This window comes from Meiothermus granaticius NBRC 107808, assembly GCF_003574355.1.
Classification (GTDB): Bacteria; Deinococcota; Deinococci; order Deinococcales; family Thermaceae; genus Meiothermus; species Meiothermus granaticius.
On the sequence record NZ_QWLB01000032.1, the window covers coordinates 15,575 to 37,767 of the forward strand.

23 protein-coding genes and 1 other RNA gene are annotated in these 22,193 nt (G+C 63.1%); 15 read left to right on the forward strand and 9 right to left on the reverse strand.

From position 1 onward, the window contains the following. Positions 1 to 7: 7 nt before the first annotated feature. On the forward strand, positions 8 to 625 hold the full coding sequence (locus Mgrana_RS11540; protein WP_147021197.1) for a hypothetical protein: 618 nt from the start codon (positions 8 to 10) through the stop codon (positions 623 to 625). A 131-nt stretch (positions 626 to 756) separates the two neighbouring features. On the opposite strand, the gene Mgrana_RS11545 is transcribed toward Mgrana_RS11540, so the two are convergent. Beyond that, positions 757 to 1,041 carry a hypothetical protein gene (locus tag Mgrana_RS11545; RefSeq protein WP_119357762.1) on the reverse strand — a complete coding sequence of 95 codons (285 nt, stop codon included), beginning with the start codon at positions 1,039 to 1,041 and terminating at the stop codon, positions 757 to 759. 16 nt (positions 1,042 to 1,057) lie between these two features. Beyond that, on the reverse strand, positions 1,058 to 1,366 hold the full coding sequence (locus Mgrana_RS11550; RefSeq protein WP_119357763.1) for a hypothetical protein: 309 nt from the start codon (positions 1,364 to 1,366) through the stop codon (positions 1,058 to 1,060). Positions 1,367 to 1,575: 209 nt separating this feature from the next. Between Mgrana_RS11550 and Mgrana_RS11555 the strand changes: the two genes are divergently transcribed. The 3 genes from Mgrana_RS11555 to Mgrana_RS11565 all read left to right on the forward strand — a co-directional run bounded on the left by Mgrana_RS11555 (position 1,576) and on the right by Mgrana_RS11565 (position 3,323). Then, the gene (locus tag Mgrana_RS11555; RefSeq protein WP_119357764.1) at positions 1,576 to 1,980 is read left to right on the forward strand and encodes a hypothetical protein; all 405 of its coding nucleotides are present in this window, start codon (positions 1,576 to 1,578) and stop codon (positions 1,978 to 1,980) included. 23 nt (positions 1,981 to 2,003) lie between these two features. Continuing rightward, positions 2,004 to 2,687, forward strand: coding sequence for a single-stranded DNA-binding protein (locus Mgrana_RS11560; RefSeq protein WP_119357765.1), 684 nt, complete (start codon positions 2,004 to 2,006; stop codon positions 2,685 to 2,687). Between the two features lie 198 nt (positions 2,688 to 2,885). Continuing rightward, entirely contained in the window at positions 2,886 to 3,323 is a 438-nt protein-coding gene (locus Mgrana_RS11565; protein ID WP_119357766.1) for a hypothetical protein, read from the forward strand. A gap of 185 nt (positions 3,324 to 3,508) precedes the next feature. Here the strand turns inward: Mgrana_RS11565 and Mgrana_RS11570 are convergent, their stop codons facing one another. The 6 genes from Mgrana_RS11570 to Mgrana_RS11595 all read right to left on the reverse strand — a co-directional run bounded on the left by Mgrana_RS11570 (position 3,509) and on the right by Mgrana_RS11595 (position 8,574). Continuing rightward, positions 3,509 to 4,252, reverse strand: coding sequence for an amino acid ABC transporter ATP-binding protein (locus Mgrana_RS11570; RefSeq protein ID WP_119357767.1), 744 nt, complete (start codon positions 4,250 to 4,252; stop codon positions 3,509 to 3,511). 25 nt (positions 4,253 to 4,277) lie between these two features. Beyond that, positions 4,278 to 5,375 (reverse strand): amino acid ABC transporter permease, encoded by a 1,098-nt coding sequence (locus Mgrana_RS11575; protein WP_119357768.1) that lies wholly within the window; start codon positions 5,373 to 5,375, stop codon positions 4,278 to 4,280. A gap of 15 nt (positions 5,376 to 5,390) precedes the next feature. Further along, positions 5,391 to 6,224: an ABC transporter substrate-binding protein gene (locus Mgrana_RS11580; RefSeq protein ID WP_119357769.1), complete on the reverse strand. Its 834-nt coding sequence runs from the start codon at positions 6,222 to 6,224 to the stop codon at positions 5,391 to 5,393. Between the two features lie 127 nt (positions 6,225 to 6,351). After that, positions 6,352 to 7,440, reverse strand: a complete 1,089-nt coding sequence (locus tag Mgrana_RS11585; RefSeq protein ID WP_119357770.1) for an aromatic ring-hydroxylating oxygenase subunit alpha — start codon at positions 7,438 to 7,440, stop codon at positions 6,352 to 6,354. Positions 7,441 to 7,519: 79 nt separating this feature from the next. Next, positions 7,520 to 8,014 (reverse strand): CarD family transcriptional regulator, encoded by a 495-nt coding sequence (locus Mgrana_RS11590; protein ID WP_119357771.1) that lies wholly within the window; start codon positions 8,012 to 8,014, stop codon positions 7,520 to 7,522. Continuing rightward, a complete protein-coding gene (locus Mgrana_RS11595; protein WP_186813131.1) occupies positions 8,011 to 8,574 on the reverse strand; it encodes a TetR/AcrR family transcriptional regulator in 564 nt (187 codons plus the stop codon). The genes Mgrana_RS11590 and Mgrana_RS11595 overlap by 4 nt, the downstream gene beginning before the upstream one ends. A 262-nt stretch (positions 8,575 to 8,836) precedes the next feature. Between Mgrana_RS11595 and Mgrana_RS11600 the strand changes: the two genes are divergently transcribed. After that, a complete protein-coding gene (locus Mgrana_RS11600) occupies positions 8,837 to 9,352 on the forward strand; it encodes a metal-binding protein (RefSeq protein ID WP_119357773.1) in 516 nt (171 codons plus the stop codon). Positions 9,353 to 9,379: 27 nt separating this feature from the next. After that, on the forward strand, positions 9,380 to 9,886 hold the full coding sequence (locus Mgrana_RS11605) for a cupin domain-containing protein (RefSeq protein WP_119357774.1): 507 nt from the start codon (positions 9,380 to 9,382) through the stop codon (positions 9,884 to 9,886). Here the strand turns inward: Mgrana_RS11605 and Mgrana_RS11610 are convergent. After that, positions 9,864 to 10,901: a LacI family DNA-binding transcriptional regulator gene (locus tag Mgrana_RS11610; RefSeq protein WP_119357775.1), complete on the reverse strand. Its 1,038-nt coding sequence runs from the start codon at positions 10,899 to 10,901 to the stop codon at positions 9,864 to 9,866. The genes Mgrana_RS11605 and Mgrana_RS11610 overlap by 23 nt on opposite strands. Before the next feature lie 57 nt (positions 10,902 to 10,958). Between Mgrana_RS11610 and Mgrana_RS11615 the strand changes: the two genes are divergently transcribed. The 9 genes from Mgrana_RS11615 to Mgrana_RS11655 form a co-directional block, all read left to right on the forward strand. Then, positions 10,959 to 11,948, forward strand: a complete 990-nt coding sequence (locus tag Mgrana_RS11615; RefSeq protein WP_119357776.1) for a sugar phosphate isomerase/epimerase family protein — start codon at positions 10,959 to 10,961, stop codon at positions 11,946 to 11,948. 45 nt (positions 11,949 to 11,993) lie between these two features. Beyond that, entirely contained in the window at positions 11,994 to 13,079 is a 1,086-nt protein-coding gene (locus tag Mgrana_RS11620) for a Gfo/Idh/MocA family protein (RefSeq protein WP_119357777.1), read from the forward strand. After that, on the forward strand, positions 13,076 to 14,224 hold the full coding sequence (locus tag Mgrana_RS11625; protein ID WP_119357778.1) for an MFS transporter: 1,149 nt from the start codon (positions 13,076 to 13,078) through the stop codon (positions 14,222 to 14,224). Before Mgrana_RS11620 ends, Mgrana_RS11625 begins: the two co-directional genes overlap by 4 nt. Positions 14,225 to 14,383: 159 nt before the next feature. Next, entirely contained in the window at positions 14,384 to 15,952 is a 1,569-nt protein-coding gene (locus Mgrana_RS11630; RefSeq protein WP_119357779.1) for a tyrosine-protein kinase domain-containing protein, read from the forward strand. Between the two features lie 57 nt (positions 15,953 to 16,009). Next, positions 16,010 to 16,109, forward strand: an RNA gene (gene ffs / locus Mgrana_RS11635) — signal recognition particle sRNA small type. Positions 16,110 to 16,301: 192 nt separating this feature from the next. Beyond that, positions 16,302 to 17,318, forward strand: coding sequence for an LptF/LptG family permease (locus Mgrana_RS11640; RefSeq protein ID WP_119357780.1), 1,017 nt, complete (start codon positions 16,302 to 16,304; stop codon positions 17,316 to 17,318). Beyond that, on the forward strand, positions 17,315 to 18,355 hold the full coding sequence (locus Mgrana_RS11645) for an LptF/LptG family permease (protein WP_119357781.1): 1,041 nt from the start codon (positions 17,315 to 17,317) through the stop codon (positions 18,353 to 18,355). The genes Mgrana_RS11640 and Mgrana_RS11645 overlap by 4 nt, the downstream gene beginning before the upstream one ends. Further along, positions 18,352 to 21,294 (forward strand): LPS-assembly protein LptD, encoded by a 2,943-nt coding sequence (locus tag Mgrana_RS11650; protein ID WP_119357782.1) that lies wholly within the window; start codon positions 18,352 to 18,354, stop codon positions 21,292 to 21,294. Before Mgrana_RS11645 ends, Mgrana_RS11650 begins: the two co-directional genes overlap by 4 nt. Further along, the coding region (locus tag Mgrana_RS11655; protein WP_119357783.1) for a hypothetical protein at positions 21,291 to 22,193 on the forward strand (903 nt) is incomplete at its 3' end. The genes Mgrana_RS11650 and Mgrana_RS11655, both read left to right, overlap by 4 nt.

Sequence of the window (22,193 nt, forward strand, 5' to 3'; positions counted from 1 at the left end):
GGCTGAGGTGAGGGGCTGGAGGGTGGTTGGGGCCATGATCCTGCTGTTCTCTTGGGCCTTGGCCCAGGCCTGGCAGACTGCAAAAAGCCCGGGCTTTATCGTGCAGACCGCCTCGAGCCCCGACCGCGCCCTCCTCCCGCAGGTCTTCACTCTCCTGCAGCAGGCCCGGCGCGAGCTGGTTCTAGCCGGGCTATCCCCTCCCCAGACCGTTAGCGTAATCATTCACCCAAATTTGCCGTCCTATACCGCCACGACCCAGCAGCCCTGGTTCATCCTGGCCGTCTCCGATCGCCGCGCCAACACCATCCACACCCAGCGGCTCCGCATCTTGCTCGAGCGGGGCAGTCTGGAGCGCACCCTGCGCCACGAGTTGTTTCACCTCTCGCAGCCGGAGGGCTGGCCCCGCTGGAGGGCGGAGGGTGCGGCCATGCGCTTCGCAGGCGACCGCCCGACCGCAGCCCCCTTCCCCGCGATCCGCGAGGCCGAGCTCAATCGGCTGCTGGCCCAACCGCCCAGTTCTGAAGCCCTGGCCAGGGCCATGGCCACAGCCTATCTCTGGGCCCAGCGCCTACCCCCTACCTCCCAGCGAGGGGCACTCCTATCTGTGCAGAGCGCGATAAGATAGCCCAGTACCGTATGGCCTCAGCCTATGCCAAGCTGATGGGCGCTCCCTTGGCCCGTTTGGACTCAGGGGTATTTCCCTTTGCCGATGACAAGCGCCACCAACTCTTTACAGCTAACCCCGTTCGGCACGGTTCATAGGAGGCGCTCGGTTCTTCCGGCTCGCTTCCCCGCCAACAGGCTGGGCTCCGGCGGTGGGGTTTTCAGCTCCCGCAGCAGCACCCGCAAAAGCTGGGGGGCCGGAGTGTAGCGAAATTTGGAAGACAACCGCGGGTCGTATTCCTGGATGAACACCCGTACCGGCTGCAACCCCCGCAGGTGAACGGCATACCGACGAAGGGACGCCTCCAGGCGCTCTCCGCTCACCGGGGTCAGGGAGCGCTTGGCGCTGGCCTCGAGTTCAATGATCAGGCGTCGCATGAGATCCTCGGATCGCTCAAAAGGGCAACGGGGTTTCCTCGCCGTAAGGCTGGATCGAGGCCTGGAGCCGGCGGTCTAGCTCCCGCTGGAGGGCCAGGTACATCCGATGGGCGGTCTCGGCCTCTGGCCCCTCCAGCCCCTGATCTCCCACCAACAACCCCACCAAAGCCTTGTAGGCTACCCTCAGCTCGCTCCTCTGGGCGTGTTGCACAAAATAGGCCAGGGCGGGGGGATCTGAAGCCTCGAGGAGGGGGTACTCCGGCGGCCTCAGCTCGATCAGATCGGGGGGAACGGCCTCGAGCTCTGCATACGGTAATCGGGGCATAGGGCCTCCTGAAAGGGTGACCTATTTTACGTGTAAAACATAACATGCAAATGTAAGTACGCCCATACTAGACAAAAAGGGGATTATGTTATAAACTAAATCCAATCGCGGGCTTATATCGAGAACTAAAAGCCCTAGGAGAGTGTCTGATCATCGAGCCGACCTAAACCCTCACCCTCCCGTTTCCCTGCCCGTAACGAAAGGAACCCATGAAACCGCTCGAGCTTCCCCTGCACCCCCACCTGGAAACCATCTTCGGCTACAACGGCAGCGCCCGGCGCGTGGTCTTCTACTGGGAGCCCTGGGCCGACCGGCTGATGTACGACGACGGCAATGAAACCGGCAGCGCCAACTCCTGGGCCTACCTGATCTGGGCGGGGCACCCCTCGGTCAAACCCCACCTGCCCCAGGTCACGGGCTCCTTGCTGATGCTGGAGCGTACCGAGCGCAAGCTCTATGTCCTAAGCCGCAGCGAAGCCCTCGAGGCGCTCGAGGGCTCGGGAGAAGCCCATCAGCAAAGCCCCAAAACCCCGGTCCTGCCCCTGCGCGAAGCCCAGCGGTTGTTGGCCGATTTCGTGCAGTGGCTCTCCAGCCCCAGTGCCAAGGCGGCTTAGCCCTGCCCTTACAGGAGGATTCTATGGCGACCAATCTGGCCCTCATCAGCGGTGTGCTCACGCAACGCGAGCTGCGGTATACCCCCAAAGGTACCCCTTTCCTCGAGGTGGTCCTGGTGGGCAAGCGACCGGCAGGGTCGCTCCAGGTGTTCTTTCGGGGTGAACTGACCTTTTATGGCAAGCTGGCCGAGGGCTGGGCTGAGGGCCTCGAGGTCGGGCAGGCCTATCAGGCCAGCGGGCGGCTGGAGTATGAGCAGTGGGAGAAAGACGGGGTCAAGGGCTCGAGGATCCGCATTGTGGGAGACGAGCTGTTTGCCCTAGAAGGGGCCGAGGTGCGGCAGGAGGAAAAAGGCCCGGTCCTCTATGGGGCGGAGAATCGGGTCCTGCTCTCTGGAAACCTCACCCAGGCCCCGGAGCTGCGCCAAGGGAAAAACCAGACCCCTTTGGCCAAGGCCTCCCTGGCCTTCACCACCTGGGAGCCCACCACGGCACAAGCCAGAACCCACTACATCGAGCTCGAGGCTTGGCGGGAACGGGCCGCCCCGTTCTCCGGGCTGGGGAAAGGAGCCCCGGTGTTGGTGGAAGGCGCCCTCAAAACCGAGGTTTGGGAGGACAAGGAACTGCGAACCAGACGCTACAAGCGGGTGCTCGAGGTGCAGCGCCTACAGCGCTTGGGGCGCATCCGTTGGAACTCTAAAGCAGCCTGAAGGTGTAAAGCCCGTGTGAACACAGGGCTGCCTCCACTGTGAATTGAGTCGGTAGAAACAGCCTTTTTCTGAGATTGTGGCCAGGTTGGCTAAGTTCATCAAACGTTTATTGCCTGTGCATACCTCCTTTAGCGCTTGGGGGCATCCTATGGCTCAGAGGGGTTGATGAGGCCCCCAAAGCAACAAGGAGGCAGGAACATGAAAACGATTCGCATACTTGGTGTAGCATCCCTTCTGGCCCTCGGTGCAGCTTTCGCCGCCCCAACCGATGAACTCGGGGCCAAAGCCCAGCTCATTCAGGTCGTACAAGCCCTGCCTGAGGCGCTCTCCTACACCGATCTCTCGGTACAGCAGGCCAAGGCGTTACAAGATGTGCTGTCCAGCGTGAGTGGTCTCTACCTGACCCAGCAGCAAGCTCAGGACGCGTTGAGCCAGATTCAGGGCATCCTCTCCTCGAACCAGTACAACCAGGTCATGCAGACGGCAACCTATGAACCCGTGCCGGTGATCCCCAGCGACGGCTCCAACCCTCTGGCGGCCAACGACGGCAACGGGGTGCTTAACGCCACCGCCGACGCGGGTAACTTCCTGAGTGGAGTGATCACCGCCGATCTGCCCGTCAACGCTCACGAGTAGTTTAGGCAAAACCTTCAAGCCTTCTCAATCCAAAACCGATTCCAGGGCGCACCGCCACGGCGCCCTGGAATTCGTCTGGGGTAGGGAGGCTTCCCAGGCAATTAGAGCGCTAACAGAACCATGGCCGCCCATTCAGGCGGCCATGTCTGTGAAGGGCGAGGTAAGGCCCCTGTACGTGCAGCGACTTACAGTCGGCCCGCCTCAATGATGCTCGAGAGGAACGCACGGGTGCGATCCTCATGGGGGTCACCAAAGATTTGCTCCGGCGGCCCCTCTTCATGTACCACGCCCTGATAGAGAAAGCAGACCTTGCTGGCCACCTCCTTGGCAAACCCCATCTCGTGGGTGGCCAGGAGCATGGTCATCCCCTCAGCCGCCAGGTCGCGCACGATGTTCAAAACCTCCGAGACCAGCTCGGGGTCCAAGGCGGAGGTGATCTCGTCTAACAAGAGCAAGCGGGGGCCCATGGCCAGCGCCCGCACAATGGCCACCCGTTGCTGCTGCCCCCCCGAGAGCTGATCCGGGAAGGCCTTGGCTTTATGCTCGAGCCCGATGCGCTTCAAAAGGGTCATGGCCCGTTCCTCGGCCTCGGCTCGAGGCATCTTCAGCACCTGCAAGGGGGCCAAGGTAACATTGTGCAGCACGCTCATGTGGGGGAACAGGTTAAAGCTTTGAAACACGATCCCCACCTCGCGCCGCAGGGCGTTAAGATCCACCCCCGGACCGCTGATGCGATCCCCGTCCAAGCAAATTTCCCCGCTCTGAATGGTCTCGAGGCCATTGATGCAGCGCAGCAAGGTGCTTTTGCCACAGCCGGAAGGCCCGATCAGACACACCACCTGATGCTGCTCCACGCTGAGGTTAGTCCCCCGCAGCACCTCGATATCGCCATAGTGTTTATGGACGTTGCGAATCTCTAAAAAGCTCATGATACGGCTCTCAGTGTAGCGCCAACTAGGCCCGAATGCGCCGCTTCTCTGTCTCCAGCAGCCGGTCAACCAGGCGGGTCTGAGGGATGGTGATCAGCATAAAGAGGAGCGCCACGGTGGTCACGGCGGAGAGGTTAAAGCGGTTGGAGGCAATAATTTTGGCCTGATTGAACCCATCGATCACCCCCACCACGTTCACCAACGCGGTATCCTTCTGGAGGGCGATGAAGTCGTTGAGCAGGGGGGGAATGATCCGCCGCACCGCCTGCGGGATGATCACAAAGCGCAGGGTTTGACCAAAGCTCAGCCCCAGGCTGCGGGCTGCCGACCACTGGCTGGGGTGGATGCTGTCCAGTCCGGCACGGTAGACCTCGGCCACATAGGCCCCATAGCTCACCGTGAGGGCCAGAATGGCCAACCACTCTGGAGACCAGTCCTTAACCCAGGGCACGTTGGCCAGGGGCAGGCCCAGGGCGATCAGGTAAATGCTGATAATGGTGGGCAGGCCACGAAACGCGTCGGTGTATACGATGGCCAGAAAGCGAATGGGCTGCCCGGCTCGGCCCGGGATCATGCGGGCCACCGCGATGATCAGCCCCCAGATCAGGATAAAAACCTCGGCCACACAAAACATCCAGACGTTTTTCCAGAAGGCCTCGAGCACCAAGCCAAAGGAACTGCGGATCAGCTCGAGCTTGAAAAAGGTTGAGGCTACCGCTCCTCCGTTGGCCAAGAGGAACTGTATCCCCAAAAACACCAACACGGTGGCTACTGCGTAGCCAATGGCATACTGGGCCCACTCCCGGGCCTCAGCGGTCTGGACCCGGGCGGCGGCCAGATCGCTGCCAGTCAGGGCCGCTCGAGCCTTTGCCGCATAGATGAAGCTGCGCACCACCGGGATCAACAGCAATAGGGGCAACAACCCCACCCCCACCAGCAGCCCGTCCATCCACCGCTGCTCGAGGCCATTGGCCAGCAACACCCGGTGCAGGTGCAGCAAGACCGCCCAGGCCACCCAGATGACCCCCGCGCTCACCGCCAGGGCGGCGAACGCTAGGGGGAAGGCAGGAGGGGGGGACGAAGCCGCACGGCGCGGGGCTTCGCGGGGCTCATGTCGGTTCACGCTGGCTCCGCCCCATTAGGGCTTGAGGTAAGGCACCGCTGTGGGGTCGCCGCCCAATTCTTTGGAAAGATAGGTAGCGGAGAGCTTTTTGAAGACCCCCTCTGCAGCCAGGGTCTTGAAGATCTTGTCAAACTGGGCTTTGTTGGGAGAGCCCTTGGGGTAAATGGCCCCGTACTCCTCCCCGGTCTTGTACTGCCCTACGACCTCGAGCTTGCCCCCGGACTGCTTGGCCTGCACCAGCACGATCGCGGTATCCAGCATGGCCACATCAATCTGCCGGGCTTGCAGGGCGGTAAACAGGTTGGGGGTATCGGGGAAGACCCGGATGTTGCTCTCCGGTACTTTGAGCACATTCTTGAGGAAGTCTACCGCCGTGGTGCCCTGCTGAACCCCAATCTTCAGGCTCTTGATGTTGCTGGCGTTCACCTTGGTGCCGGTACGCACCAAAAGCCCCTGATCAGAGGAGAAGTAGGGCGGGGAGAAATCTACCACCTTTTTCCGGGCGTCGGTGATGGTGACCTGGGAAAAGGCCAGATCATAGTTTTTGGTCTGTCCGGCCACCAGGGCATCAAAGGAGACGTTGACGATCTTCACTTTGTCCAGCCCGGCCAGGTAGGCCACATTCGCCGCCAAGCAGTACTCGAACCCGGACTTGATGGTATCCGGGGTATCCCCGTTAAACCATCCTGGGGCCGGCAGGTTGGTCTGAATGGTCAGCACCCCTGGGGTTACTGGCTTGATGGGGAACTCCCCTTTCTTCCCGCTCACCTCGCAGTCGCCAATTTTGGTCTGAGCTAAACTCAACGGCACCAATAAACACACCGCCAACACACCGATTGCACGCTTCATGAGACCTCCTTTACTCCTAAAAACTGTACGTCAAGATACCACGCCCCCAGCAGGGGGGAAAGGGCGCGGATGGACGGTATTCGTTCAGGGTGAACTCGAGGTGAAATCCGAGCGGCCATCAAAGCCCCTACCCCAACTCCCGCGCCAGCAAGCGATGAAAGTGGTGCACCCCCTGCTCCCTGACCACGCTGAAGCGCCCTCGGTCGTAAAAGCGCGACTTAACCCCCTTTTGCACCGCCTCTACCACCACCTCGTCCTCGCGCTCAACCCGGTCCAGCCCTGCCCCTGCACCAGAATCCAGCTTGCTGCTATCCCAGACATAGGGCAGAAACGAGACCTTGGTCAGCTCCGGCCCCAGGGGACGCACCACATTGATCGAGAGTCCCCAAGGGTAAAAGTTGAGCATCAGGTTGGGGAACACCCAGTAATAGTAGGCGCCGATCCGGCGGCCATAGTCGGGCGAGGCCTTCGGCAGATCGAAAGCGATTTCCCCAGAAGCGGCCACCCCCAGCTGCAGGTTGCACCACTCGTATAGCTCTGAGCTGTAGTTGCCATAATCAATGGCCGTGTTCAAGCTCGCGTGGATGAAGGGAATATGGAAGCCCTCGAGGTAGTTATCGCAATACAGGGCCCAGTTGGCCCGGACCAGGTAATCCCTGGCCCTGGAGGCTTCGTAGCGAAACTCATGGAGCGGCAACCAGCCCAGGCGCTCCTGCACCGGCTGCAAGACCTGCTCGAGCGGCGCCGCGGGGTTCAGGCTCACGAACAGGAATTTGCCGCGGCCCCAAGATCCGAAGCTCACTTTGGCCAGGTGGTCTTTGGCCGAGGGAAAACCCCGAACCCCTTCGAACTCCGGCATAGCCTGGAAACAGCCGTCCAGGCCAAAACGCCGCCCATGATAGCGGCAGCGCAGGTAGCGGGCGTTATCCCCGGTCTCGGCCACCAGCATCCCGCGGTGGGTACAGACGTTGGAAAGTACGTGGAGCTGATCCTCATAATCGCGGGTTGCCACCAGCGGTTCGTCCAGGCAGCCCTCGAGCAGGGTAAACGGCTTGACCGTCCCCGGAGCTTTGAGGTCATCGGTATCGCCTACCAGTTGCCAGCTCCGGGCAAACACCGCCTCCTTGCTGCGCTCATACATTTCCGGGTCTTTGTAAAAGGAAGAGGGCAGGGTAGAAGCCTCCGCGATCTCGGCTGCAACTTCCAGGGGGTTCATAGAGACCAATTGTAGTGGCATAGGAAAGGCCAATGCCACCCGACCTCGTGGCATTGGCCCCAAAGCCAGACCGGCAATCTCAGTTGAGGCTTTCGCCGACGGCCTCTTCAAAAAGGGCCCTGGCCTCATCCAGGCTGACCCCTTTAACCTGCGAGATTTCCTCCGCCAACAGGTGCATGGCCCGGCGCAAAGCCTGGCGATCCAGATCAGGCAAACCCTTCTCAACCTCCCAGGCCCGGAGCTGGCCCGCCAGGGTGGCGATGCGGAAAGGGTCTCCCTCTGCCAAAATTTCGGTGGTTTTGCGATGGCGTGCGGCCCATTGGCGCGGCAGGGGCAGACGCCCCTCCTTGAGCAGGCCAAGGATCTCGGGGACCTGCTCGTCCGACAAGGCCCGGCGCAGCCGAGTGGTCTGGGAAGCCTCTACCGGGACAAACGCCTTGGAGCGGGTGCCAGGAAAGTCAACTTGATAATAGGCTCGGTCACTGCCGGCCACGCTACGCTGGGCGATCCCCGCCACCACACCTACGCCGTAAGGCGGCAAAACTACCTTGTCTCCCGGACGGTATTCGCTCACAACGCCACTCCTTTCAACAGCACCTCTGATAAGTGGTTAAGATATGCTTCCCGTGGAAACTCGAGCTGCGGGTTACAGGCCAGAGCCGCAATGGTGGCCGCGGTCAACTCCACGTCCAGCTCTGGGCGCACCTCGCCTCGCTGCTGCCCGCTCTCCACCAGACGCTCCAGCAGGTCTTGAAGGTGCTGGTGGAGGCCCCTGAGCCAGCCCTGGGTGTTCTCGGGCTGTGCCTCCCGGGCCACCGCGGCCCATAACCCCCGCCACTCCTCAACCCAACTCACCCGCAGCCGCAAGAACTCGCCCAAGCGCTGGGCAAACGAACCCTGGCGCTCCACCACTTCCTCCACTTTCCGGTAAAAGGAAAGGGTTCGGTGCTCGATAAGCGCCTTCAAAAGGTCCTGTTTGTCCTGAAAGTAAAGATAAACCGTCCCTTTACCGACTTCGGCTTCTTTGGCGACTTCCTCGACTTTTAGGCCAGAGAGTCCGCGCTCTCTCAGAACTTGGATGGTGGCCTCGAGGATGGCTTCGCGTTTGGGGGCGGTTCGAGCCTCCACGGTCACGGCTATGAAGTGTATCACAAAGGGTCGGCCTCAAGATGAGATGGGGGCGTTACTGCTGGGAATACGTTGTCCCCCACAGGATTTACAAACCATTGCGGGCGGGGCTCCGGTTTGTTTTTGCCCTTGCGGCGCAATTGATTATGTTTTTTACAAAATCAGGGATTTTCCGCTCATATAGGCGCAAACCCCCGATCTGCACGCCCTTATTGCCATAGAGGTCATAGGCACCCATCCCTCCAGGCATTCCCTTTAGACTGAGGCCGTGCCATCGGGACGCGTTCACGAAGCCATCAACCTGAGCGTGCTGGGGGTTGCCTGCGTGGCCTACATCGCCTATAAACCCAGCCTGGGTCTTTCTGAACCCTTGGCCCTGGCCTTCGCCGGGAGCTATCTGCTAGGGACTTTTCTGGTCACCCCTGACCTTGATCTGGCCGAGAACCGGGTCCGGGCCAAGGGGCGCTGGGGGGTGGTGGGGTTCTTTTGGATTCCCTATGGCCTGATGTTTGCCCACCGGGGCCTTTCCCATACCTGGTTGGCGGGCCCGCTCACTCGAGTGGCCTACATGGGCGTGGTGGGGTTTCTGCTGTACGGGCTGGCGCGGGCCCTGCTGGGTTACCTGGGGGTTCACCTCGAGCTAGGAGCCCATTGGCAAGCCCCGCCCAGCGATGTCCTGTGGGCCTTGGTGCTGGGGTACTACACCTCTCAGTGGCTTCACCTCATCGCCGATGGCATCTGGCCCGACACCGATTTTCGCTATGCCCGGCGGAGGCGGCGCTAAACCCCTCCGCGGGTGGAATGGAGCCTTATGCCAAACGCAGCCTTTTGGATCGAGCGCCTGGGCCTCGAGCCCCATCCCGAGGGAGGGTATTACCGACAAACCTACCGCTCGGCAGAAACCGTCTCCAACCTACCCCCGCGCTATGGTGGGCCTCGAGCCTTCTCCACCGCGATCTATTTCCTGCTCGAGCAGCCCCAGGTTTCGGCCTTTCACCGGATCGCTTCCGATGAGGTCTGGCACTTTTACCAGGGAGACCCCCTCACGGTCTGGATGATCTCTCCCGAAGGCGAGCTTTCCACCCTTCACCTGGGGCCCCAGCTGGAGGCCGGGCAGGTTTTTCAGGGGGTGGTTCCGGCGGGTTACTGGTTTGCCGCCACCCTGGCCCCGTCGGGCCGCTATGCCCTGGTGGGGTGTACGGTGGCCCCAGGGTTCGAGTTCGCCGATTTCGAGCTGGGCCAGCGCGAGAGGCTGGTCCGCCTTTATCCGCACCACGCGGAGCTGGTCCGCCGCCTTACCCCCGAAACGAGCCGCTAGACTCCCGCAGCACAAGATGGGTGGGCAAGGTGGGGGGGGGCTCGAGCGGCTCCTGGCGCAGTTGCGCCAGCAGCAAGCGACCGGCCCAGACCCCCTTTTCCAGCAGGGGTTGATGCACCGTGGTCAGGGCCGGAATGGTCCGCCTGGCCTCGGGGATATCGTCAAAGCCGACCACCGAGAGGTCTTCCGGCACCCGCAACCCCATCTGCCGGGCCGCATCCAGCACCCCCAGGGCCAGCTGGTCGCTCATGCATAGCAGCGCGCTGGGACGCGGCTTTAGGCTCAACAAATCCCGTGCGGCCCGTGCGCCTTCGCTGGGCAGGTTCTCAGCAACCTCTAGCACCTGCATCCAAGCCCCTGTCCCTGGCAAAGCCCCCTCGTACCCCTGCAGCCGAGCCCTCGAGGCGTTGCAGCAGGAAAGGTTGGCCGCATCCGCCCCCCCAAGCGGCAGGGCCACCACCCCCAATCGGGTATGCCCCAGGCCCAACAGGTGAGCCGCGGCCGCCTGGGCTCCACCGAGGTCGTCGACCCTTACCGCAGGAAACCCTGCTCGACCGGGGTGGTCTACAAACACCGTGGGCAAACCGCGCTCGAGCACCCGCTCCACCAGCGCATCGTGCTCAAAGAGCGAATACACCACAAAACCATCCACCGCCGCGGTACGCACTAGGGCATCGTCCACCGTACGCCGCGGCACCAGGAGCAAGCCCAGGCTGGCGGCCTCGATCACCGAGCTCAGCCCCTGCATGAACAGGGCTGCTACCGGATCGGCAAAGGGGTAGGAGAGGCTATCCCCGTACAGAACCCCTACTGCCCCCACCTGTCCCCGCCGCAGTCCACGGGCCAGCGGATGGGGGGAGTACCCGAGCTGCCGGGCCACCTCGAGTACCCGCTCGCGCAGCCCAGGCGAGAGTTGATCCGGGCGATTGTAGGCGTTGGAAACCGTGGAAGGCGAAACCCCGGCGGCCTCGGCCACGTCCCGCAGGGTTGTGCGGCGCTTTGGGTTGACAGGCATCGGCCTTATGTTAGACTACTGAAACGATTTAGTAAATCGGTTTAGATAGGGGGCATAATGAAACTGGGCGTGTTCAACCCAATCTTTGGCAACCTCAGTCTGAAGGAGTTGCTAGAAACCCTGCCCGCGCTGGGCCTCGAGGCCGTCGAGTTGCGCAGCGGGCCGGTAGACCGGCGCGAAATTGCCGCCGGGCGGTATCCCGGCCAAGCCCAATGCGACCCCGAGGTGCTGCTGGCCGACCGGGGTAAGCTCGAGGCTTTCCGGAGCGCCTTTGATGCGGCTGGAATTCAGATCAGCGCTTATTCCTGCCACGGCAATCCGGTGCACCCCAACCGCAGTCAGGCCGAGGTGTACCACGCGGCCTTTGAGCGCAGCGTGCGCCTGGCCGAAGCCACCGCGGTGGAGGTGGTGGTGGTGTTCTCCGGCACCCCTGGGGGCTCCCCTCAGGACCCCACCCCCAACTGGATCACCTATACCTGGCCTCCGGAGTATGCCGAGGCCCTCGAGTACCAGTGGAATGAGGTTCTGATCCCCTACTGGAAAAAGGCGGCGGCTTTTGCCCGGGCCCATGGGGTCAAAATCGCGGTCGAGGCCCATCCGGGCTTTAGCGTGTACAACCTGGGCAGCTTCTTGCGCCTGCGCGAAGCGGTAGGCGAGACCATCGGGCTGAACTTCGACCCTTCCCACCTGTTCTGGCAGGGCGTGGATGTGGTGCGGATGATTCGCGCACTGGAGGGCATGATCTACCATGTTCACGCCAAGGACACCTACCTCGACCCGGTCAATCTCCCGGTCAAGGGGGTTCTCGACCTCTCCCCAGAGCTCAAAGACCGCCCGTGGTATTTCCGCAGCGTGGGCTACGGCATGGGGGAGAAGGTTTGGCGCGACATCGTGAGCGCATTGCGCACCAGCGGCTATGACTACGTGCTGTCGATCGAGCATGAAGACGCCTTGGCCTCGAGGGTGGAAGGGGTGAAGAAGGCCATCGGTGTGCTTAGGCAGGCCATCCTCAGCGAAGCAGCCGGCGGCACCAGCTGGAGCGTGTAACCGGCAGCCCCAGGCCTCAACCCCCTTTCAGGAGCCCATACGCGTATGCCCCGCAAATCTAAGGTTTCCCCCAAGTCTGAACCCAATACCTATGGCGGCCCCCGCCTCGAGACCCCCGGTGCCCCCCTGCGCGTAGGCATTGTCGGGGCTGGAGGCATCGCCAACCAACACTACCGCGGCTACCAGGCCGCCGGGGCCGAGGTAGTGGCTTTTGCCGACCCCTACGCCCCCACCCGCAAACGCCGGGAACAGGAATGGGGCATCCCCGGCTATGCCAGCGTGGACGATCTGTTGGAACACGTTGCGGTGGAAGCCATCTCGGTCTGCTCTCCCAACGCTTTTCACGCCGAGGCCACCCTCAAAGCCGCCCAGGCCGGAAAACACATCCTGTGCGAGAAGCCGCTCTCGATGAGCCTAGAGCAGTGTCAGGCCATGATCCAAGCCGCCCAGCGCGCTGGGGTGGTGCTGCAAACCGGCCATCACCTGCGCTCCAACCTGCTGGTCGAGCGGGCTCGAGACCTGATTCGCTCGGGCGCCATTGGCAGGGTGACCTTCATCCGGCTGCGCCAGGCCCACGACTGGGGGGGAAACAAAACCGTAGCCCCCTCTTTCGGGCTCAAGGCCAACTCCGGGGGAGGAACCATGCTGGACAATGGCTGCCACATGTTCGATCTGGCCCGCTTCTTCGGGGGCGAGGTGGCCAATGTGTTCGCCCGAATCGCCACGCTGGGTTTCCCCATCGAGGTTGAAGACGTATCCTTGGCCAGCCTCGAGTTTGCCTCGGGGGCCCTGGGCTCGGTGGAGAATGCCTGGACGGCCACTGGCTGGGAGGAAGGTTTCTGGGTTTACGGCACCGAGGGCGCCCTGGAGTGCACCAACCGCCTGGGCAAACGGGTGCTGCGCCACGCCTACCGCCGCTCCCTCGGAACCACCTGGGACAAGCTCGATGAAACCCTCTACAGCTTTGCCGATGAAGGCGGCCACAGCCGAGAGATCGTTCATTTCATTCGCTCCATCCGTGAGGGCGCCCCGGTAGTATGCACCGGCGAGGACGGTATGGAAGCGGTGCGGCTGGTACTCACCGCCTACGAGAGCGCCCAGCAGGGCAGGCCCCTTGCGGTGCGCCGATGAGCCTGATTCACCCCCTGCCCCACCTGGCCCAGGCCCGAATCGCCACCTACACCCTCTTCTTCATCTGTGGTGTGCTCTTGGCGGCTTGGGTCTCGAGGATCCCCGCCATCAAAGCCCATCTGGGGCTCGAGACCGGCGAGCTGGGCTTGGTGCTCTTGGGCGGTCCGCTGGGATTGGTGAGTGCAATGCCGCTGACCGGGGCCGCCCTTGCCCGCCTGGGCAGCCGCCGGGTGGTTACGGCGGCCTCCTTGGCCTGTGCCCTGGCCCTGCCGCTGCTGGCCTGGGCCCCCAACGGCTGGGCCTTGGCCCTGGCCCTTTTCCTCTTTGGATTCTTCAATGCCGCCATGGATATCTCCATGAACGCCCAGGCGGTCGAGGTTGAGCGGCAGCAGGGAAAGCCCATCATGTCCAGCTTTCATGCCCTGTTTAGCCTGGGGGGACTGATCGGGGCGGCGCTGGGAGGAGGTGCGGCAGCCGTGGGTCTGGGGCCTGCTGGCTTCTTTAGCCTGGTGGCCTTAGGCTCCATCCTTTGGCTGGCCTGGGCCACCCGTGTGCTGCTGCCTACCCCACCCTCCCCACCTGGCCCGCTTTTTGTCTGGCCTCGAGGGGTGCTGTTGGGGCTGGGGCTGATCGTATTCTGCACCGGGTTGGGCGAGGGCGCGGTCGGGGATTGGAGCGCGGTGTTTATGCGCCAGGAGCTCGGGAGCAGCGAGGCTGTGGCCGCACTGGCCTTCTCGGCTTTCTCGGTGGCGATGGTGGTTGGCCGCTTGAGCGGAGATTGGCTTAACGAACGCTTTGGAGCGGTGTGGCTGGGAAGGGTGGGGGGGGTGCTGGCGGCTGCGGGGTTTGGGGTGACGCTCCTCTCGAGCCATCCTCAGGGGGCCATGCTGGGCTTCGTGCTGGTCGGGCTGGGCTACTGCACCCTGTTCCCGCTGGCCTTCAGCGCTGCGGGGAATACCCCAGGCATCAGTCCCGGCCTGGCCCTGGCCTCGGTAGCCACGCTGGGTTACCTGGGCTTCCTGGTAGGGCCCCCGCTGATCGGTCTGGTGGCCCATGTCAGCTCGCTGCGGGTTTCGTTCGCTCTGGTGGCCCTGCTGGCGCTGCTGATCTCTTGGATGGCCGGACTGCTGCGCCCTCGAGCATAACCCCCCCCGTGACTCCGTCGTCACGCCAAACCCCAGGGGCATAACGGAGCGCTTCCCCGATGCTGCAGCACTCCAGCGGCAGACATAACCCTCCAGGTTCGGATGGCTGTGAGATTTATCAGGCTGGATTGAGGCGCGCATAGTACAATTTCCCCTTAGATGAGAGAACTCCCCTCATACATCAAGATTGATCTGGCCGAGCTGTGGCGAACGGTGGTGCGCTATTGGTGGATGTTGCTGGCCATCTTTGTGCTTGCCGCGGGTCTGGGCTATTTCCTCAGCAAGCGCCAAACCCCCGTATACCAATCCACTGCGCGTCTGCTCTCGGCCCAAACCGTGGCCTTCGGCGGGGGGCAGTTTCAAAGCCTGCCCAACAGCAGCCCTCTCGATTCGCAGGCGTATATTCAGGCTGCGCTCAGCACCCAGGTGCTCAAAGACACCTTCAACCTGGGGAACCAACCGGTCACCACCCAACGCTTGGATGAGCTGCGCAAAAAATTACGCGTAAGGGCCATTGATGGGCGCCAAAGCAGCGTGATCGTGATGAGCGCGCTGGACACCAACCCGGCCAACGCTGCCAAGATCGCCAATGCCTGGGCCAACGCCCTGCGCAACTGGGATGATCAGCGGGTGCGCTCAACCTTCAGCCGCAACCGCCAAACCCTCGAGGCCCAGCTCAAAAGCCTTAACAGCGACCTGAATCGCGGTGGGGTGAGCCCCCAAGACCTCGAGGCCCGCCGTACCCTCCTGGCCAGTGTGCAGCGGGACCTTGATCTGGTACGGGCCCTCGAGCAAGGAGCGACCGGCCAGCTGACCTTGCTGGATGCTGCCGATCTGCCCAGCAAACCGGTAGCGCCCCGCCCCCTGTTCACCGCCTTATTGGCGGGATTCCTGACGCTGGCGGTGGGGTTTTTCATCCTGCTCCTGCGCGAAAGCTCGACCCGTACCGTGCGCAACTCTGAGGAGGCCAGCGGGATTACCGGGCTGCCGGTGCTGGGGGAGTTTCCCCGCACTCCGGGGGCGCATGGGCGCGAGCTGCCCCGCGAATCGGCCAGCTATCTGCGCACCTATGTCAACCGTAGCCTGATGGACGAGCACCCCAAGGTCGTCGCCATCACCAGCGCCGAGTCCGGGGAGGGCAAGAGCAGCATTTCCCTGGCGCTGGCTAAGGCCTACGCCCGGGCCGGCAAGCGCACCCTGCTCATCGACTTAGACCTGCGCAAGCCCGTGCTTCACAAGGAGTTTGGCATTGCGGCGGGGGCGGATATTGTCTCGGTGTTGCGCGACCCGATGTTCACCCTCACCGCCCATCAGGTTGAGCCTGGGCTGCACGTGCTGCCCTGCTTACAAACCCTGCCCGACAGCGCCGAGCTGCTGGCCGAGCATTTCCGCCCTTTCCTCCGGCGCCTTTTGGAGCTCCAGGAATGGGACGTGGTGATCCTGGATACCGCGCCGATCCTCGAGGTCACCGATACCCTGATCGTGGCCCCACAGGTTTCCGGTCTGCTCTTGGTGGTCAGTGCGGGCTCAACCAATCGCCGCCGCCTGAGCGCTGCGCTGGACAGCTTAAAGCGAATCGGAGCCCGGGTCATCGGGGTAGCGGTCAACAACCTGCGTTCCGGCGAGGGGCTCACCACCTCAGCCCGGGGGTACGGCTCGTATGGCCCCAAATACCGCCCTGGATCCACCACCGAAGAGCGCGACATCCGCCAGACTTCAGAGTGGTAGCGGCGAAAGGGCGGTGGCTTTTCGGCAGGCCACAGGTGTGCTACCCTAGAGTTCGCGTCTTCGGTCTGGCGCGGCGCACCAGCGCGAACCGGGTCAGGGCCGGAAGGCAGCAGCCCTAAGTGCCAAGGAGCGGGTGCCGCCAGGAAGCCGGAGGCGCTTAACCTTATCTCCGCAAGGCTGTCCGTTAGAGGACAGCCTTTTTCATCCTGCATAGGGATCCGGTTGTCCTGGAGCGGGGTAACCCGGACGATCCTGAGGGGGCTCGAGCAGACACGGGGTACATTTCCTAAGGCCTACGGGTCGTCTTTGGCGACTTCTCTCATTGAAGCTCCGTATACTGCCCCAAGGAATGCTGCAACGCTACTATTTGCGCGAGGTATTGTCGCTGTACGGGATGGGGGTGCTGCTCTTCGTTGGGCTCATCACCACCGACCTGCTCTCCTCGCTTTCGGGGGTGCTCTTGCGGCAGCACACCCCCATCGGGGAAATCCTGCAACTGGTGGCCTACCGGATGCCCAATACCCTAAGCCAGGCCCTCCCGTTGGGGCTGGTCTTCGCCCTGCTGGTAGCCCTGGCCCGCTGGATTCGCCAGTCCGAGCTCAAAGCGGCTTATGCGGCGGGGATCGCCCCCTATCGTTTTATTGCCCCGGTCATCGGGCTGGGGCTGCTGGTCGGGGGGGTGGTGTTCCTGAACGAGGGCTGGATCAAACCCATAGCTCAGGAGCGGTTCGAGAACCTCCAGTACAAGATTTACTATGGCTCCGAGCCCTCGGGGGTGCTTACCGACCAAACCTACACCCCTGCAGGGCTGGGGGTGTACTATGCTCAGCGGATTTTCCCGGCCCAAAAGGGGCAAAGTGGGGCCGGCCTCGAGAACATCCGGGTTATCGAGCCCGGCGGAGCCATCTGGAGCGCCGATTCGGGCCGCTGGGAAAACGGAGCCTGGGTGCTGTACAACGCCTATCGGGTGAATCCGGACGGCAAGATCTTCAACGAGGCACAGCATCCCCTGCCCTTTCCCAGCGGGTTCCAACCCAAAAACGTCTCCTACGATGCGCTCCCGATGCCCGAACTCTACAACGCGGCCAAGGCTGACCCTGAAGCGCGCTTTCCCCTGCTGCGGCGCTACTCCAACGCGGTCGGAACGCTGATTCTGGCCTGGATCGCGGTGGTGGTAGGGCTCAGCCTGCGCGAGGCGGCCTGGGCTTTCATCGCGGTGGTGGTCTTGATTTTTGGCTACTGGACCTTCTGGACCCTCTCGGCCCAGTTTGCCAAGCTAGACGTGCTGGGGGCCTACGGCGCCTGGCTGCCCAACCTGGTCTATCTCGGGCTCGCCCTGTTCTTCACCTGGAGGTTGGCCCGGTGAACACCCTAGACCGCTACCTGGCTCGAGAGGTCGGCACCTATTTCGTGGGTGCCCTGGCCGTGGTGGTGCTGGCCCTCCTCATCGGGGCCCTATACGAGGTACTGGCCCCGCTGCTGGCCAAAGGCGCCGACCCCTGGGTGGTGAGCCAGTATCTGGCCTATCGGGTACCCGAGGCAGTGGTGCGGGGACTCCCGCTGGCCTTTTTGTTCGCCCTGCTGTTGGTGCTTTCGCGGATGGGGGAGGAATCCGAGCTCAAGGCCATGCTGGCTGGCGGGATCTCTAAAGTCCGGGTGCTGGCCCCGCTGCTGATCGTGGGGGCAGGGCTGTTTTTGCTGGGGTTTCTGGCAGCCGAGAGCCTGGTACCGCGCAGCCTGCAACAGGGCCAGAGCATGTTGCGCCAGGCCGTCCTGGACAAACCCAGGGCCCTGCTGCAGCCTGGAACCCGGCTCACCGACGCCTATGGGCGGATCGTCTACATCGGCCAGGTGGACAATGCCGGAATCGGGCAAATCCGGGTGATCACCGCGGAGGAAACCCTGGTGGCCGAGCATGGGCGCTTCGAGGCCGGTTCGCTGGTGTTGTCCAAAGGGATGCGGACGACCTATGGGGGAGCCAAGCCCCGCACCGTGGCGCAGTTCGAGCAGGCCACGGTGCCGCTGGTAGAGCTCTCGCTCGAGGCCCCGGGTGGGCTCTTCAGCTTGACCGTAGCCGAGCTGCGCAGCCGGATCGAGCAGTACCGCAAGCAGGGGCTTCCCTATTACGCTGAGGCCACCGCGCTCTACCGCAAATGGGCCGAGCCCGCGGCGGTGTTTTCCTTTGCGATCTTTGCGGTGGGGCTGGCCTTTTTCCAGCTGGGCCAGACCCGCAGCCTGGGCATGGTCGGGGTGGTGGTGCTGACCTTCGTCTACTACGCTACCTGGAGCGTGGCCCGCATTATGGGGGAACAGGGGGTGTTGCCGCCCTTTTTAGCCGCCTGGGGCCCGAATCTGCTGTATGCCCTGGCCGGGCTGGGGCTTTTGAGGCTGGGGCGGCGATGAGCGGCAGGCGGCTGGAGGTGCAGGGCTTTGGGGTCTTAAGGGTTCTGCTCATTGTTCTGCTGTGTTCCTTTGGGCAGGCCGCCACCCTCAAGATCCTCGAGGCCGAGCGGCTCGAGCTGCGCAACGAAAACGGTGAGGAGCTGATCATCCTGATCGGAAACCCGGTCAAACTCGACCGTGACGGCGAGCTCATCGAGGCCCCCAGGGTGATCTATAACCGCACCCGCAAGCGCCTGATGCTCAGCGGTGGGGTGCACTATCGGGACAAGCAGGGCCAGATCATCCAGGCCGATGACCTCGACCTCGACACCTCGGACGAGAGCTTCGAGGCCATCAGCGTCAAGATCGAGTCGGGGGATTTCTACCTCACCGGCCCGATTTGCGAGCGGGCTGCCGGGCAGATCCTGCTGCAAAAGGGCTACCTCACCCCCTGTCAGCGCTGTGCCCAGGACAAGCCGGATTACGCCTTCGAGGCCAACGAGGTGGTGCTCTACCCTGGAGACCGCATCATCGCACGGGGGGTATGGGTGCTGCTGCGCGGGGAAAAGGTGCTGTACCTGCCCGCGATGCTCCTCTATCTGTCGGAGCGTCGGCCCAAGCTCGAGATCGGCAGCAGCGATACCGATGGGGTCTATGTCTTTGCCGATCTGCCCTACGTTTCGGATTTCGGCTTGGGATACACCTTTCTGCGCTACTTCGAGAACCGCGGCTGGGGCATCGGCTTCGATCACTTTGGGGTAGGGGCGGCCAAGGAGCGCTACCAGTTCCTCTACCTCCCGCCCATTGCCCTTCCCCAGGGCTCGACCACCCCCAGCGCGACCAGCGACGGCATCTGGGTCTATAACCTCCAATACCGGCTGGACAACCCGGACTGGCGCTACAGCGCGAGCATCAAACGCGACGACCTGTCCGGAGTCACCAACCCCCTGGGTGACCCCTTTTCCAGCTTCGGCGGACAACCCGACTACACCGAGTTCCGGCTCGAGGCCGCCACCCCAACCAACACCCCAGGGGCCGCGGAACCCTTCTACCGCTTCACCTTGGATGGCTACATTGACCACAACCCCAGCCTGGGGCGCTCCCCCCGGGCCACCCCCCAGCGGCTCCCCGAGGTCGAGGTCAGCTTTCCCAAGGGCTACCAAAGCCCTGGGTTCAGCATCAATGGAAGCCTCCAGCTCGGGTTTTATGAAGCCCCCTCCAACCCCTTCAACCGCACCGCCCGCAACATCCCCTATCTGGCGGCCGGGCGGCTTCAGCTCATCCACAATGAGACCTATACCCTCACCGCGCCCCCTTGGCCGGGGCTGGGCTTCAATCTGAGCAACAACTTCAGGGGCATCTACTACACCACCCGCAATTCCCAAGGTGAGCTCGAGCGCCTCATCAACTGGCAAACCAACGCCACCCTGAGCCAGACCCTGGGAGCGGTCCGGTTCGGGCTGAACTTCCAGCGCAACGACATCGAAGGGGGGACCCCCTTTGCCTTTGATTTTCCTGGCCGCACCACCCGCACCACCTACCTCACCGGCACCTTCGACTACACCCCTGACCCAGCCTTTGCCTTCAGCGCCAAGGCCAGCCGGGATCTGGAGAACCGCGTCTTCTACCCCTTGGCCACCTTCACCCTGCGCAACCAGCTCTGGTCCTGGTTTTCTCTCAGCAACAGCGTTTCCCGCGACATCCAAAACGGCAAATGGGGGTTGCTGACCACCAACCTGAGCCTGACCCCCCAGCCCTTCAGCTTTGCCCTGAGCTATACCCGCAACCTCGAGCTGGGCCTGAGCGGCGCCCTTTCCACCCGCCTGACCTACAGCCCGCTGCCCTGGCTGCTCAGCGCCAGCACCGGCTACCGCTGGACCGACGTGCAGGAGCAGGAGACCCGGCCTCTGGTCTGCGACCCCACGGCCCCCTTCAACTGCGTGCTGCAATACAACCGCTACGACCCCCTCCAGCTCTCGGCCAGCTACAACCCCGAGAACCTCAGCGCCGGGCTTCAGCACCGCCGCGACCTCAACACCGGCCAGGCCATCAGCACCGCCGGCAACCTCCTGTGGCGCGAGGGGGATACCACCTTCACCCTGAGCCAAACCCTCAGCCACCTCTACTTTCCCCTGCCCCAGCCGGGGACCACCTATATCCCCACCCCTACCCCCTTTGGTTTGAGCGGCAGCGCCCAGCTCACCCTGGGGCTCCATACCCTCCGCTTTAGCGACAACGTGGTTTTCGGCAACCCCGAGCTGCCCACCCTGACCACCGCGGGAACGGCCAATCTGGCCTTGGTCTATCAGTACGGCACCGATACCAGCCTCTCCCTGCAGGGCACCTGGTACTACCTGCAGGGCCTGGTCAAGAACCCCTTCCTGACCTTCCAGACCGCCATCCGCGAGCCTGAGGTATTCATCAATCAGATCTATCTCCAGTATCACCTGCCCGAAGCCGACGACCCCACCACCCCCAACAACGAAAACCTGGCCTATCTGCAAACCCTGCGCTTCCAGGGGGAAGCCGAGATCTTCCCGGCCCCCTTGCGCAAAACCGACCCCCCCGGCCTGGCGTTCCAGGGCAGCTTGGTGGCCGAGCGACAAACCGCCCTGGGCAGCGGGCGCTTCCTGCTCACCTTCCAAAACTTCGGCCCGACCTTCAGCTTTATGGGCGAGGAGAACACTCGGCTTTTCTTGAGCATCCTCTACAACACCTCGGGAACCAACACCTCTCAGGTCTTTTACCTGCCCAACCTCGAGCAGACCATCCTCAAGCCCAAAATGGTCGTGACCATTGACCGCTGCTGCTGGGCCCTGCAGGCCAGTTTGGATGCCCTTAACAACGAGTTCAAGGTTTCTTTTATCGTAGGGGGGAGCGCTACCGACCTGCTGTTCAACCAGAACGGTTTCAGCTTTAACCCCCCTTCGCTCAACCCCACCCCCGGAGGTACGCGGTGAAACCCTATGCCTGGATGTTTCTTCTGGCCCTGGCCTTTCTGCCGTCTTGCACGGGCAGCACCACCGACGAGATCGCAGCGGTCCTGGCCGTAGCGGTCGCCCCGCCCAACAGCGCTCCCCAGATTCGCTTCTATGACACCTCGAGGCTCCAGCCTGGCTCAGGCGCCAGCATCAGCGGCTGCCAAAAGACCAGCGCCCAGGACAGCGTCTGCCAGTTGGTCTGGAGTTGGACCTTGGACCAACCCATCGTGAGCGTGCTATACCAGCGCGGCCTCCAGGGGGGCGCCGGGGATCAGCTCTGGGTGCTCACCGCCAGCGATCTGCGGCGCTACAGCGCGACCGGGTTCACCACCAACCCTGCGGCGGCCCCCCCGCTGCCGGCCAACACCCTGGATACCCCAGGGCTGGGGGTCAATTGCAGCCAGGGATACCTAAGGCTGGGCTCGAGCACCCTGCTGGTGGTCTGCCCCCCGACCGATCCCACCTCCACCGCCCTGCCCACCGCTTGGCAGGTGAACCTGAACACCCCCACCCTAAACCCCTCGATCAACCCGCCGCTGGACCTCAGCGCCCTGGCTGCTTTTACCCCCCTGCGCCTGAGCCTGGACAACCAAGACCGCCTCCTTTACCTGAGCCGTCAGACCATCGGCATCGGCACCACCCGGGGCAGCACCGATGTGTTTCGGGATCTCACCACGCTGGCCGGTCGGCCCGGCGCTACCGCCGTCCCCAGCGACTTTATCTTCCTGACCGATACCCGCAGCAACACCTCCACAGCGTATGGCCTCTACGACGACCCCATCGGGGGAGACCCCAACACCTATCTCCTCTCCTGGGGGCTCCGCAGGCCAGCCTCGAGGCCGCTCGCCGCCTGGCCCATCCCCACAGCCGGGCCGCGG

What these genes read in the sequence shown, in the direction of transcription:
- Mgrana_RS11545 (WP_119357762.1), bottom strand. Translation starts at nt 1,041, where the DNA reads ATGCGACGCCTGATCATTGAACTCGAGGCCAGCGCCAAGCGCTCCCTG.
- Mgrana_RS11550 (WP_119357763.1), bottom strand. Translation starts at nt 1,366, where the DNA reads ATGCCCCGATTACCGTATGCAGAGCTCGAGGCCGTTCCCCCCGATCTG.
- Mgrana_RS11555 (WP_119357764.1), top strand. Translation starts at nt 1,576, where the DNA reads ATGAAACCGCTCGAGCTTCCCCTGCACCCCCACCTGGAAACCATCTTC.
- Mgrana_RS11560 (WP_119357765.1), top strand. Translation starts at nt 2,004, where the DNA reads ATGGCGACCAATCTGGCCCTCATCAGCGGTGTGCTCACGCAACGCGAG.
- Mgrana_RS11565 (WP_119357766.1), top strand. Translation starts at nt 2,886, where the DNA reads ATGAAAACGATTCGCATACTTGGTGTAGCATCCCTTCTGGCCCTCGGT.
- Mgrana_RS11570 (WP_119357767.1), bottom strand. Translation starts at nt 4,252, where the DNA reads ATGAGCTTTTTAGAGATTCGCAACGTCCATAAACACTATGGCGATATC.
- Mgrana_RS11580 (WP_119357769.1), bottom strand. Translation starts at nt 6,224, where the DNA reads ATGAAGCGTGCAATCGGTGTGTTGGCGGTGTGTTTATTGGTGCCGTTG.
- Mgrana_RS11585 (WP_119357770.1), bottom strand. Translation starts at nt 7,440, where the DNA reads ATGAACCCCCTGGAAGTTGCAGCCGAGATCGCGGAGGCTTCTACCCTG.
- Mgrana_RS11605 (WP_119357774.1), top strand. Translation starts at nt 9,380, where the DNA reads ATGCCAAACGCAGCCTTTTGGATCGAGCGCCTGGGCCTCGAGCCCCAT.
- Mgrana_RS11610 (WP_119357775.1), bottom strand. Translation starts at nt 10,901, where the DNA reads ATGCCTGTCAACCCAAAGCGCCGCACAACCCTGCGGGACGTGGCCGAG.
- Mgrana_RS11615 (WP_119357776.1), top strand. Translation starts at nt 10,959, where the DNA reads ATGAAACTGGGCGTGTTCAACCCAATCTTTGGCAACCTCAGTCTGAAG.
- Mgrana_RS11620 (WP_119357777.1), top strand. Translation starts at nt 11,994, where the DNA reads ATGCCCCGCAAATCTAAGGTTTCCCCCAAGTCTGAACCCAATACCTAT.
- Mgrana_RS11625 (WP_119357778.1), top strand. Translation starts at nt 13,076, where the DNA reads ATGAGCCTGATTCACCCCCTGCCCCACCTGGCCCAGGCCCGAATCGCC.
- Mgrana_RS11630 (WP_119357779.1), top strand. Translation starts at nt 14,384, where the DNA reads ATGAGAGAACTCCCCTCATACATCAAGATTGATCTGGCCGAGCTGTGG.
- Mgrana_RS11640 (WP_119357780.1), top strand. Translation starts at nt 16,302, where the DNA reads ATGCTGCAACGCTACTATTTGCGCGAGGTATTGTCGCTGTACGGGATG.
- Mgrana_RS11650 (WP_119357782.1), top strand. Translation starts at nt 18,352, where the DNA reads ATGAGCGGCAGGCGGCTGGAGGTGCAGGGCTTTGGGGTCTTAAGGGTT.